The organism is Rhodobium orientis (assembly GCF_003258835.1).
Lineage (GTDB): Bacteria > Pseudomonadota > Alphaproteobacteria > Rhizobiales > Rhodobiaceae > Rhodobium > Rhodobium orientis.
In genome coordinates, this window is the sequence record NZ_NPEV01000039.1 from 41,634 (window position 1) to 54,874 (window position 13,241).

Consider the following 13,241-nt stretch of genomic DNA (forward strand, 5'->3'; position numbering starts at 1 on the left):
GAGTTCCATGAAGAGGTCGAAGTTTTCGGAGGCCCAGATTGCCTTCATTCTGCGCCAGGCGGATGAAGGGACGCCGGTGGCGGAGGTCTGCCGCAAGGCGGGCATCAGCGATGCGACCTTCTATAACTGGCGCAAGCGTTATGGCGGATTGACACCGTCCGAAGTCAAACGCATGCGGCAGCTGGAGGATGAGAACAACAGGCTGAAGAATATCGTCGCCGACCTGACGCTCGACAAGGCCATGTTGCAGGACGTCCTGTCAAAAAAGCTATGAAGCCTGCTCGCCGCCGTCGGCTTGTCGATAAAGTCCGCGTGGACTGGAAGGTTTCGATCCGACGGGCTTGTGCCTGCCTGCGGATCGACGCGTCGCTCTATCACTACAAGTCGAAGCGCGGCGACCAGGCTGCTCTGAAGGCCAGGATCAAGGAGATTGCTGCGACGCGCGTGCGTTATGGCTACAGGCGCATCCATGTCTTGCTGCGCCGCGAAGGCTGGAACGTCAACGCCAAGCGAATCTATCGTCTTTACAAAGAGATGGGCCTGCAGCTCAGGAACAAGACGCCAAAACAGCGGGTGAAGGCGAAGCTGCGTGAGGACAGGACAGAAGCCGTGCATTCCAACGATGTGTGGGCGATGGACTTTGTCCACGACCAATTGGCGACCGGTCGCAAGATCCGCGTGCTGACGGTCATCGACACCTTCTCGCGCTTCTCACCGGTGGTCGATCCGCGGTTCAGCTATCGAGGAGAAAATGTTGTCGCGACGCTTGAGCGAACCTGTCGATCGGTCGGCTATCCGAAGATCATCCGGGTCGACCAGGGGAGCGAGTTCATCTCTCGCGACCTTGACCTGTGGGCCTATCAGCGTGGCGTCGAGTTGGAGTTCTCGCGACCGGGCAAGCCGACCGACAACGCGTTCATCGAGTCATTCAACGGCAAGTTCCGGAGCGAATGCCTCAATGCCCACTGGTTCCTCTGCCTTGACGACGCCCGCACGAAAATGGAGGAATGGCGTCAGGACTACAATACCGTCCGGCCGCACAGCGCTATCGGCAACAAGCCGCCGATATCGCTCATGAACGGCTCATCGGCGGCTTCCGCCTCCTGAGCCAGACACCCCGGAAGTTCCGGCGCGCGGCGGTCCAAAGACGGGGAGCACTTCAGTCAGGGTACAGGCTAACCTCAAACCGAGGACAATTCAGGGGAGCAGGTCAACGCTTGTGGACTCACGGCCAAAGATATTCTGCCCTTGGCCGAGAATCATTGCCGGGAAACAAGAAGCACGCTGCACATGCCTGTCACGCCGCCGTAGGGCCGGTAATCAGCTCTCGGCGGGAACCAAAAGAAACAGAGTAAGAAACAGGCGAAACAGGCGGGAACCGCCGCCGCTTCCATTGCCACTTTGTCTGGGCAAGTCGGCATCGTCCGTCGCTTCTAAAGCCCATCTCAGACGCATCGGCGCAAGGACATTCGATGCCCTCATCTCCGCCCTCGGCGACATCTGCGATCTCTTCGACCCCGAAGAATGCTTCAACTTCCTCAAAGCGTCAGGATATGTCGCAGATTAAACGCAAAGCGCTCTAAAGGCCACCTGTAGGCAGATCGATTTCGAAATTTGCGGCAAGGACACGTAGCTGGCTGGCGCGCCCGAAAACTTCGGGGGGCGGAAGCGTCTGCGGCGAAATTCGTCGGAATCTATTCGCCCGACCAGAGTCACAGCATTTGATGCCGATTATCGACTCTGTATGGACGTAACATGAGAGCGAAAAGTGCGCGTCATGCGACTCTCGTTTTCATCTCTGCACCGGGGTTGTCGCCGGCCTCAGTCATCGGTGCGGAGTATCAGGGTAACGGACCGGCACCCCAACCGGAATATCTACTGCATGCTCCCGAGCATGAAACGGATCAGGAAACAGGTAGCAATTCAGCGGATAATATCAGGATTAGGAAGTTGGAATGTGTGGCAAGGACAAATCGACAGGATAGGGAAGACCTAACCCTTACCGATTGGGAGAAATCGGTATCCGCCTTCCGGTGAGGATGAAAAGTCCAAACCGGAGGGCTTCAGAACTCACTGAAAGTCAGCAACATGACGCACCTTTCGAAACGTGGTGCCCCTTGCGCGTTCCCTGCGCATGATTTCGCGCCGCACCCTCCGCCAACGGCCCTGCTCGAAAGTGTCGGAGCGATACCATGCCGCATGTTCTTCAATGCAGGCCGTGTCAAAGGCGCGATCATCGTCCATTGCCCATAACCTATCAGCTTCGGCGACGATTTCGTCGCGCGGGATCAGACCGGGCCGGATGGACCCTTCCCAAAATCCCCATGCGAAAGCGCCCCAGATCGGGGAAAGGCACAGGAACCAAATAGCCGGTTCTAGCCATGATCGCCAATCAGACATGGATTTCGAGGGCATCCGTTTACTACATAAAGTTCTATCTCTACAACAAATAGTACATAGCCGGAACGGAGTCTATGCAGAACAGAATGTTCGCATGGGCATTTTTGCAAAAAGGCTCCGAGAGCGAGCCGATCAAATGGGAATTTCAAACTCAGAAGCCGCGCGACGAGCGGGGTTGGAGGAGCGCAGATATGGTCACTATATCGCCGGTCGGCGGGAGCCGGATTTGACGACGCTGACGAAGATCGCCGAAGTGTTGCAGACTACCCCCAACTGGCTACTCGGGGTTGCTGGTGCGCATGAAGATGATCCTGAGAAAGCAGCGTTCATTGACCGATTTGCAAACGCGGCAAAAGGCATGAACGCTGAAGAACTCGAATTGTTCGTTATCCAAGCCGAGGCTATCGCCGCTAGGAAAAACGCAAAAGGGAAAGAAAAATAATGGCGAACGGGCGCAATGGTAATGGCGATTTGAACTTTGAAGCGGACCTGTTCAAGGCAGCGGACAAGCTCAGGGGCAATCTGGAGCCATCCGAGTACAAGCATGTCGCGCTCGGCCTGATCTTCCTGAAATATATCTCTGAAGCCTTCGAAGCTCAGCGCAAAAAGCTGGAGCAGGAAGAGTTCGCCGATTTGGAGGACCCGGAAGAGTACCTGAAAGATCGTGTATTCTGGGTACCCGACATCGCCCGCTGGTCCTATCTGAAGGATAACGCCCGCGCCCGCGACCTAAAGATCATCGATCCAGTCACCAACAAGGAAAAGAAGGTCGATATCGGCGGTCTGATCGACGCCGCCATGGAAGCCATCGAGAAGGCCAACAGCACCACGCTGAAGGGTGTTCTGCCCAAGGACTATGGCCGTCCGGCGCTCGACAAGGAGATGATCGGCGATCTGGTCGAGTTATTCTCCGATGTGACCATGCATGTGGAAGGCGAGAAAGCGCGCGACCTGTTGGGTAGGGCCTACGAGTATTTCCTGTCGGGCTTTGCCGGAGCAGAAGGACGGCGCGGCGGCGAGTTCTTTACCCCCCGCTCGGTCGTGCGCGTCATGGTCGAGATGCTAGAGCCTTACAAGGGCCGCGTCTATGACCCCTGCTGCGGTTCAGGGGGCATGTTCGTGCAGTCGGAAAAGTTCATCGAAGACCATTCAGACCAACAGCATGTCGAAGAGGCCAAGCGGCAAATCTCAATCTATGGGCAGGAGCGCAACCACACCACTTGGAAGCTCTGCAAAATGAACCTCGCCGTTCGCGGCATCGATGCTGATATCAAGTGGAACAACGAAGGCTCCTTCACCCGCGACGAGTTCTCCAACACCTATTTTGATTTCATCCTCGCCAACCCGCCCTTCAACGTGTCGGATTGGTGGCGCGAAAGCCTCGCGGAAGACATCCGCTGGACTGAGTTCGGCACCCCGCCGCAGGGCAATGCCAACTACGCATGGCTCAGCCACATCTACCACCACCTTGCCCCACGCGGCACAGCGGGCGTGGTGCTGGCCAATGGTTCGATGTCTTCACAGCAATCGGGCGAGGGTGAAATCCGGCGCAAGATGATCGAGGAAGATGCTGTCGACTGCATGGTCGCTCTGCCCGGCCAGCTGTTTTATTCTACGCAAATTCCCGCTTGCCTGTGGTTTCTTGCCAAGAGCAAGAGCGCCAATGGCCACCGTGACCGGCGTGGTCAGTTTCTGTTCATTGACGCGCGCAAACTGGGCGTAATGGTCGACCGTACGCGGCGCGAGTTCACGCCCGAGGATATCGAAAAGATCGCTGGTACCTATCATAGCTGGCGCAACAAGGACGGCGGCTATGAGGACGTGCCGGGATTTTGCAAATCGGCAAGCAAGGAAGAGGTGTCCAAGCACGGCTACGTACTTACGCCGGGCCGATATGTCGGGGCCGAGGATGCCGAGGATGACGGCGTGCCGTTTGAGGAGCGGATTAGCAGCTTACGTCACACCTTAAAGGCTCAGTTCGAACAAGCCCGAATTCTCGAAAGCCAGATCACGACAAATCTCTTGAGGCTTGCGGAATGAGTGTTTCCGTACTCGCCGACTTGTTAGAATTCACACGCGATGGAGAGTGGGGAAAAGGCGAACCCGACGCCGGGCTCGTTGAAGTCGGGATTATTCGGGGCACTGACTTTAGCAATGTCCGGTATGGAGACCTTTCCAGCATTCCGAAGCGCTATGTGCGGTCGAGTGTTGTCGAAAAGAAGAAGCTACGATCCGGCGATGTTCTGATTGAAACCGCAGGCGGAACGAAAGATCAGCTCACGGGCCGAAGCGTCTTTCTCAATGAAAGTATTTTTCGAGGCAGCGAACGACCGCTTCTTTGCGCGAGCTTTGCAAGATTTCTCCGAATTCGCGAAGGTTCGGCAGATGCACGCTACATATTTTGGAAGCTGCAAGACGAATATATCAGAGAAGAATTGCTGCCATTCCATGTTCAGCATACGGGAGTTGCGCGCTTCCAATATACTCAGTTCGCTACAACACATGCACTTGAACTCCCAGACAGCTTAGACGAGCAGGAGGAGATTGGCTCAGTCCTCTCTGCCCTCGATGACAAGATTGAGCTGAACCGGCGAACAAATGAGACGCTGGAGGCTTTGGCACAGGCGATCTTCAAGGACTGGTTCGTCGATTTTGGCCCAACCCGCCGTAAGCATGAAGGCGTAACCGATCCCGTCGCCATTCTCGGCGGTCTCATCACCGACCCCGCCAAAGCCGTCGCCCTCGCCGGACTGTTCCCGGACAGATTCGGCGATGATGGTTTGCCCGAGGGGTGGGAAGACAAAGGTTTGAATGAAGTTGCAGAATTTCTAAACGGCGTCGCCCTGCAGAAATTCCCACCAACCGGCGACGACGACCTGCCTGTCATCAAGATTGCCGAGCTTCGCGGAGGGATCACAACAAAGACCAACCTCGCGAACCGTTCGATTGCGGACAAGTATCTGATCAAAGATGGGGATTTCCTGTTCTCGTGGTCGGGCAGCCTAATGGCGAAATTCTGGACCGAAGGCGAAGGAGCATTGAATCAACACCTTTTCAAGGTGTCATCCGCCACCCATCCGCGATGGTTTTACTCCCAATGGGTGCATCACCACCTGCCTGAGTTCCAGACGATTGCCGCCTCCAAGGCAACAACGATGGGCCATATCCAGCGGGGCCATCTGTCGGCGGCGCGCGTCATTGCTCCGCCGGAACCAATGCTTGGGGCGATGACCGAAATCATCGAGTCGCTGGTTGAGCGTACCATTCACAACGACCTCGAAAACCGCACTCTCGCTGAAACCCGAGATTATCTCCTGCCAAAACTCATGTCTGGTGAAGTGCGGATGCGGAATGCCGAAAAGCTGGTGGAATGATCGATGGAATATTTCCGCCAGCGTTTCATTGATGACCTCAACAGTAGCGGCTCGGTCGAAGTCGCAGGCTTCACGTGGGAGAGCGCTGAGGTGTTCAAGACAATGGCGGAACACGATTATGAGGCAACGTTCACGGTCTACGTTCAAGATCAAATCCAACAAGCCAAGGATCGTGTCGCGGAGTTCCTCGGTGAAAATGGATGCCTTGACCGCTTCCGCACGCTGACCGCTCGTAAGCAAAACGGACAGATTTTCCCGTTCATTGGTGCGGGCATGTCCATCGCGAGCGGCTATCGGCCTTGGGGTGCGTTCCTGCTTTCGCTCTTACCTGATGCGCCTCAGATCAGAGCCGATGTCGAAGCGATGCTGACGCGCGGCAAATATGAAGAAGCCGCACAGCTTGTGCATGACACGCTTGGCCCGGGTGTGCTTGCCGAAGAAATCAACAACCAGCTTGGACGGCATCGTCCAAATGCAGCCGGCCCTGTTTGTCTCCTGCCCAGCTTATTTCAAAACGAGGTACTGACGACCAATTTCGACTACGTCCTGACGCATATCTACCATGGAGCCGCGATCCCCTTTTCCAACGAGTTTTGCGGACAGCGTCTACGTGAAGCCCGCCAGCGGCTAGGAAACGACCCGCACTGCTTATTGCGGCTACATGGCGAAGCCGATGCGCAGGACGGCAGGGTGCTCACGCAGGCGGAATATGATGCAGCGTATAATGGCGGCGTAACATTAACCGGCATCCTCGGGGCTCTGATCGGCACAAGAAGCTTGCTGTTCATGGGTTCCAGTTTGCAATCAGACCGGACCTATTCAGCTCTTTGCGATATCCGCGCACAGAACGCCGATGCACCCGTGCGCCATTATGCTTTTCTACCTTGCCCCGTTGAGAACGACCGAGCGGCACGCCGAGCCTTTTTAGCCGAAGCCGAAATCCACCCGATCTATTATCCGGCGGACGACCACGACCAATATATTGAAGACCTGTTGATTACACTGATGGAGGGCGGGCTGGATGACTGAACAAAGCATCATCTCCGACGACATGACACTGAAGCGGATGTTTCAGGATTTCTACCGGGTACCTGACTATCAGCGGGAATATGTCTGGGGAGAGACCAACCCCAAGGGGGAAGGCGGTGAGGAAGTCGACCAATTCCTTACTGACATCTACACCGAATATGAAAACGCCACCAAGGACTTTGCGCCGGAATATTTCATCGGGACAATTGTTGTCTGCAAAGACGCCAATGATGTTCTCGAGCTGATCGACGGTCAACAGCGCACTACCACAGCTTATTTGACGCTTTGCGCACTTCGGGACGCATTGGTTGAGCTTGAACAGAGCCTTCCCGAAGAACTCAAAGGTCAAATCGCATCAAGCACTGTGGATTGGCAGGGAGAGAGTATCGCGCGCTATCGGCTGGAGCTGCAATACGAGGATTCTGGCGGCATCCTCGTTCAATATGCTGAGGGAACGGGCAAGGATGCGAACAAGGAGCAGACGCGCTCCATTCGAAACATCGGTAACGCTTATCAGACGGTCCGCGAATTCATTTCCTCCACGCTGGAAGGCGATCCCGCTGCGATCCGTAAATTCCATGGCTATTTGACCAACAAGGTCAAAATCATCCGCATCCAGACGCCGACGATTGCGAAGGCGCTTAAGATATTCGAGACGATCAACGATCGTGGCGTCGGACTCGACGCCATGGACCTTCTCAAAAACCTTCTTTTCATGAATGCGAAGGAGAGCGAGTACACCAAGCTAAAAGACATCTGGAAGCAGTTGACGGACGAAATCTACAACGCCCGCGAGAAGCCGTTGCGGTTTTTGCGCTACTATCTCCTCGCTAGCTTTGATGTGGACAGCAAGCTTCGGGAAGAGGTCATCTATGACTGGTTCCTAAAGAACGAAAAGCTGACCAAGCACGCAAGCGAGCCGACCAAGTTTGCGAACAAACTGTTGGATGCGGCAAAGGCTTACAGAAACTTCGCTTCGAACCGGAATGCGTCTGGCGGGATCGAAAGGGGCATTGGCAACACGCGGCTGCTTGGCGGCAAGTCAATCAAGCAGCACTTCATAATTCTGATGGCCGGGCGGCACCTAACGCCATCGAACTTTGCCAATCTTTGCGACGAGATTGAGAAGACGATGTTTGTCTGGCTTATCACAGGGACGCCGGGCAAAGAGTACGAGCGCCGGATTGTGGATGCGGCGCATGAGTTGCGAACCACGTCCGACGACGAATTTGATCAGTTTATTCTCGATCACTTCAAGAAGGAACGAGAGAGCCTCGCAACTCATTTCTCGGCCCGACTTCAAACGCTGAAATTTGGAGACACCCGCCAGTTCCGTATCCGGTACCTATTGGCGAAGATCACCCAGCACGTGGACTTGCAGGCCTACGGACCTAGCCAAGGTCGAGACGATTTAGAAGACTATGTTTCCGGCGGAAACGACATAGAGCACATTCTTCCTGACAATGGGGATGGCGACGCGCTCTCTGAATTCGGAGACGGCGGCGATGATCAGGAGATCATCCAACGGCTTGGAAATCTACTGCTTATCGAAAAATCCATCAATCGAGCGATCCAGAACGGAAAATACTCCGAGAAGATTAAGGTCTATCCGCAATCTAAATACCTGCTGACGCGCTGTCAGGCGAGCAAACAAAGCGGCCAAGTTGGCGTTGCAGACAAGATCACCAAGGCGGCAGAATCGCTAGAGGTTTTTCCAGTCTGGAATTCCACATCCGTGGAGGACAGACAGAAGTTCCTGACACGGCTAGCCACAGACGTGTGGGACGTGAAGTCAGGTAAAGCGGCGGGGCCGGCATGAGCGGCTTTTCCGAAGACACTGTCGAGCAGGCCGGCATCGAGACGCTGAAGACACTCGGTTGGCTCTATCTGCACGGCAGCGTTATAGCTCCGGACGGAGCATCACCCCAACGCCCGTCCTACTCCGAGGCCGTGCTACTCAAGCGCCTTGAGGCTTGGGTTGAGCAGATCAACCCCGATGTGCCCGATGAGGTACGCGCCGAAGCGATCCGGCGAGTGCTGACCAGCCGGACCCACGACGCTGTCGAAGAGAACCGGCGCATTCACGCACTGATCACGGAGGGTGTGACCGTTGAATATCGCTCAGAGGAGCGCATCGTCGGGGAAAAAGTCTGGCTGATCGATTTCGAGAATCCAGATGCCAATGACTGGCTTGTGGTCAATCAGTTTACGCTGATCGAAGGACGCAAAAACCGTAGGCCAGATCTCGTCCTTTTCGTCAATGGTTTGCCTCTGGCCGTTCTTGAGCTGAAAAACCCCGGCGACGAGAATGCGACCCTCACGGCGGCGTTCAATCAGATCGAGACCTACAAGCGCGATATCCCCTCGCTGTTTCGGACGAATGCAGTTCTCGTCACCTCAGATGGCATCAAGGCCCGTGTCGGTTCGCTAACCGCTCAGGAAGAGCGTTTCATGCCTTGGCGCACTGTGGAGGGCACAGATTACGCGCCACCCGGCACGCCGGAACTCGACACTTTATTGCAGGGTGTTTTCGAGCGTCAGCGGTTCCTGAAACTCATTCGGGATTTCACAGTTTTCGGTGATCGCGGCGATGGCCCCTTCAAGATCATTGCCGGATACTATCAGTTCCACGGCGCACAGAAGGCTATCCGGGAGGCCATTGACGCATCGAGTCCGGAGGGCGACCGCAAGATCGGCGTGATCTGGCATACTCAAGGCTCAGGCAAGAGCTTCCTTATGGCGTTCTTTGCTGGTTTGGCGGTCCGTTCGGTCGAGCTGCAAAACCCAACGCTGGTCATTCTGACGGATCGGAATGACCTCGACGATCAGCTCTTTGGCACGTTTAGTCTGTGCCGCGACCTCATTCGCCAGCGTCCAGAGCAGGCCGAAAACCGCGAAGACCTGAAGCGCCTGTTAGAGCGATCAGCGGGCGGTGTGATCTTCACCACTGTTCAGAAGTTCCTGCCGGTCGGAACCGAAGAAAGCTTCCCGCTTCTGACTGATCGTCGCAATGTCATTGTCATTGCTGACGAAGCACACCGCACCCAATACGGGCTCGATGCGCGCCTTGATACAAAGACCGGCATCCGCCGCTACGGCTATGCGCATTATATCCGCCAAGCGTTGCCCAACGCTTCCTTCATTGGCTTCACAGGAACGCCTGTTGAAGGTGAGGACCGAAACACGCCTGCGATCTTCGGCGACTACATAGACGTCTACGACATCTCGCGCGCGGTAGAAGACGGTGCGACCGTTCCGATCTACTATGAAAGCCGCTTGGCCCGCATCGAGTTGGACGAGGACGAGAAACCGAAAATCGACGTCGAAGTTGAATCGCTGGTCGAAGACGATACGCTAACCGAGGCGGAGAAATTCAAAGCCAAATGGGCGACGGTAGAAGCGCTGGTTGGTGCCGAAAAGCGGCTCAGTTTGGTTGCGTCCGACCTTGTCGCGCACCTTGAAGCACGTCTTGCCTCATTGGACGGAAAGGCGATGGCGGTTTGCATGAGCAGGCGTATCTGCGTCGAACTCTATGAAGAGATCATCAAGCTAAGGCCTGACTGGCATTCTGAAGATGATGCCGAAGGCGCAGTCAAAATCGTTATGACCGGCGCGGCATCCGATCCGTTGAGCTGGCAGCAGCACATTGGCAACAAGCGACGGCGCGACCTGATTGCGAAGCGGGCCAGAGACCCGAATGACCCGCTTAAACTCGTCATCGTACGCGACATGTGGCTCACCGGTTTTGACGCGCCTTGCATGAACACGATGTACGTCGACAAGCCTATGCGAGGTCATGGACTGATGCAGGCGATTGCCCGAGTCAATCGGGTATTTCGCGACAAACCGGGCGGTCTCATCGTCGATTATATAGGCATCCTCCAGAACCTGAAAAACGCACTTAAGGATTATAGCCCGACAGACCAAAGCAAGACTGGTATCCCGGAAGACGAGGCCGAAGCTGTCACGCAAGAAGCCTTCCAGCGGGTAAAGGCTGTTTTTCATGGGCACGACTATCAAGCCGGTTTGACGGGAGCACCACAAGAGCGCTTGAAAGCTGTCGCAGGTGCTATCGACTGGGTGCTCAAGTGGCAGGAGGAGGAAGCTGGAAAGGCCACGAACGATGAAAGCCGAAAGCAGGCGCATCGTGCCTACCAAGATTTGGTCCTCGCCCTGACCAAGGCCTATGCTCTGGCGTCCGCCAGCGATGCGGCAGCCGCAATCCGCAATGAGGTTGGCTTCTTCCAAACAATCCGCGCAGCAATTGCGAAATCCACTGCCACGGGAGCCATTTCACAGTCTGACCGAACATTCGCGGTTCAACAGCTTATTGATCGCGCGGTCGCATCCACCGAGATCATAGATGTGCTTCACGCTGCCGGGATTGAAAGCCCCGATATCTCGATCTTGTCGGATGATTTCCTCGCTGAACTTCAGGGAATGGAACGAAAGAACCTTGCCCTAGAGGCGCTGCGAAAGCTGCTGAACGGCGAGATCAAAAGCCGGATGCAATCCAACGTGGTCGAAAGCCGCACCTTCTCAAAGAGACTGGAAGAAGCGGTTGCACGGTACCATTCCAACGCTATTTCGGCGGTGGAAATGATCAACGAATTGATTGCCCTTGCAAAAGACCTGCAAGCCGCGAGAAAGCGAGGCGAAGAACAAGGGCTATCGGGCGAGGAGATCGCCTTCTATGACGCGCTGGCGCAAAATGAGAGTGCCATTGAAGTGCTCGGAAACGACACGCTTCGCTTGATAGCTCATGAACTCCTTGAGCAGCTTCGGCAAAACGCGACGGTTGATTGGCATAAGAGGGAAAGCGCCCGGGCAAGGATGCGAGTACTAGTAAAACGCATCCTGAAAAAATATGGCTATCCCCCCGATCTTGCCGAAGACGCGGTGAAGCTCGTGCTGGAACAGGCGGAGGCGCTTCTGCGGCAGGTGGGATGAGCAGCATGCTCTTGCTCACCAAGGAAAGCGCCGTTTGCCTCCCTCGGAACCGCCTTCCTTCGCTTGTGCGAAGGCGGCTCCGAGGAAAGCAAACTCTCTTATATCCCTATCTCTAACTCTATCTTGTGGCCGCAGCAGTGCGGCGGTCTGGGATGCATTCGGTGGCAGGTCAGGTGGGCGACGCGAATTCACAGGAAAAGCGGCAGAAAACGGCGGATTTTCTCACAACCAGAATGGGGCGAAATCTCAGCCCGGCGTGCTACGCCGGTGCTACCCGGAGCATTTCGGCAGAACCGCATAACCTTCTAAGTCATTGAAAATATTGGTGCACCCGACAAGATTCGAACCTGTGACCTCTGCCTTCGGAGAATGGATAGTGGGCCTTGCCGAAACTATCCGATTTTATCCGAATGCACGCTATGACGTTGAAATACAAAAAGAAGTTTGCTTCGCAACTGTGCCGTCGATACGATGCAGCGGCTGATACCTCTCCCTGTCGTGCTTACGCTTGGCTTACGCGAGGGGTCTGTCCGCGAGGTGCCGAAGCATGGCGAAACTGACCAAACGGATCGTCGATGGCGCTGAGATACGCGCATCCGACTATATCATCTGGGACGAAGAACTCCCAGGCTTCGGCTTGCGTGTCTTCGCATCAGGCAAGCGCAGCTATGTCGTCCAGTACCGCGCGGCCGGCCGCTCGCGCCGCTATACGATCGGCTTGCATGGCGTGTGGACACCAGAGACGGCGAAGCGGGAGGCGAAGTCTCTTCTGGGCGACGTTGCCAGGGGTGGAAATCCTGCCGAGGATCGCCAACTCGATCGCGAGGCGATGACGGTCAAGGAACTCTGCGACCGCTACCTCGACGATCTCGATCGCGGGCTTATTCTGGGCAAGAGAGGGCGCCCGAAGAAAGCAACCACGATCATTACCGATGTCGGACGGATCAAGCGCCACATCATCCCGCTGCTTGGTGCCCGCAAGGTGCGGGACCTGACCAAGGCGGACATTACCCAGGCCATGAAGGACGTCATGGCCGGCAAGACGCGGATGAGTGAGAAGACCGGTAAGTTGCGCGGCCGGTCGATCGTTCGTGGCGGCGCCGGCACAGCCGCTCGCACCGTCAGTCTTCTAGGCGGTATCTTGAGCTATGCCATTGAGCTTGGGGTTATCGACCAGAATCCCGCCCACGGCATCCGCAAGCCCAAGGACAACATCAACACCCGTCGCCTGAGCGAAGATGAGTATCGCACGCTCGGCGAAATCCTCCGGAAGATAGAAGAGGATGGGCAATATGTAGTCGCGGCCGGGATGATCCGCGTGCTTGCCCTCACCGGTTGCCGGCGTGGGGAAGTCATCAACATGGGCTGGAGCGAAGTCGATGCCGATGGCAGCTGTCTGCGGCTAGAGCGCTTTGCGTTTAATCTGCGACATATCCTGACGCTTTGAGGAAGTTGAAGCATTCTTCGGGGTCGAAGAGGTCGCAGATG

At 55.8% G+C, this 13,241-nt stretch carries 7 protein-coding genes and 2 pseudogenes; all 9 read left to right on the top strand.

The window, feature by feature from the left end:
• The first annotated feature begins 7 nt into the window (after nucleotides 1-7).
• Nucleotides 8-1,107 (top strand): IS3 family transposase gene (locus CH339_RS16485; protein ID WP_420825897.1). Its coding sequence is split into 2 segments (ribosomal slippage): nucleotides 8-269 and nucleotides 269-1,107, totalling 1,101 coding nucleotides; the frame shifts between segments, so codons are not numbered across the junction.
• A 328-nt stretch (nucleotides 1,108-1,435) separates the two neighbouring features.
• Nucleotides 1,436-1,567: pseudogene (locus CH339_RS25170) on the top strand (IS630 family transposase); the annotation flags it as partial.
• A gap of 927 nt (nucleotides 1,568-2,494) precedes the next feature.
• Nucleotides 2,495-2,842, top strand: a complete 348-nt coding sequence (locus CH339_RS16495; RefSeq protein ID WP_111435470.1) for a helix-turn-helix domain-containing protein — start codon at nucleotides 2,495-2,497, stop codon at nucleotides 2,840-2,842.
• Entirely contained in the window at nucleotides 2,842-4,440 is a 1,599-nt protein-coding gene (locus tag CH339_RS16500; RefSeq protein ID WP_111435471.1) for a class I SAM-dependent DNA methyltransferase, read from the top strand. Before CH339_RS16495 ends, CH339_RS16500 begins: the two co-directional genes overlap by 1 nt.
• Nucleotides 4,437-5,774, top strand: coding sequence for a restriction endonuclease subunit S (locus CH339_RS16505; RefSeq protein WP_111435472.1), 1,338 nt, complete (start codon nucleotides 4,437-4,439; stop codon nucleotides 5,772-5,774). The genes CH339_RS16500 and CH339_RS16505 overlap by 4 nt, the downstream gene beginning before the upstream one ends.
• A gap of 3 nt (nucleotides 5,775-5,777) precedes the next feature.
• A complete protein-coding gene (locus CH339_RS16510; RefSeq protein WP_111435473.1) occupies nucleotides 5,778-6,803 on the top strand; it encodes an SIR2 family NAD-dependent protein deacylase in 1,026 nt (341 codons plus the stop codon).
• On the top strand, nucleotides 6,796-8,622 hold the full coding sequence (locus tag CH339_RS16515; protein ID WP_111435474.1) for a DUF262 domain-containing protein: 1,827 nt from the start codon (nucleotides 6,796-6,798) through the stop codon (nucleotides 8,620-8,622). Before CH339_RS16510 ends, CH339_RS16515 begins: the two co-directional genes overlap by 8 nt.
• On the top strand, nucleotides 8,619-11,753 hold the full coding sequence (locus tag CH339_RS16520) for a type I restriction endonuclease subunit R (protein ID WP_111435475.1): 3,135 nt from the start codon (nucleotides 8,619-8,621) through the stop codon (nucleotides 11,751-11,753). The genes CH339_RS16515 and CH339_RS16520 overlap by 4 nt, the downstream gene beginning before the upstream one ends.
• Before the next feature lie 547 nt (nucleotides 11,754-12,300).
• Nucleotides 12,301-13,158, top strand: a pseudogene (locus CH339_RS16525) (tyrosine-type recombinase/integrase); the annotation flags it as partial.
• Nucleotides 13,159-13,241 lie beyond the last annotated feature (83 nt).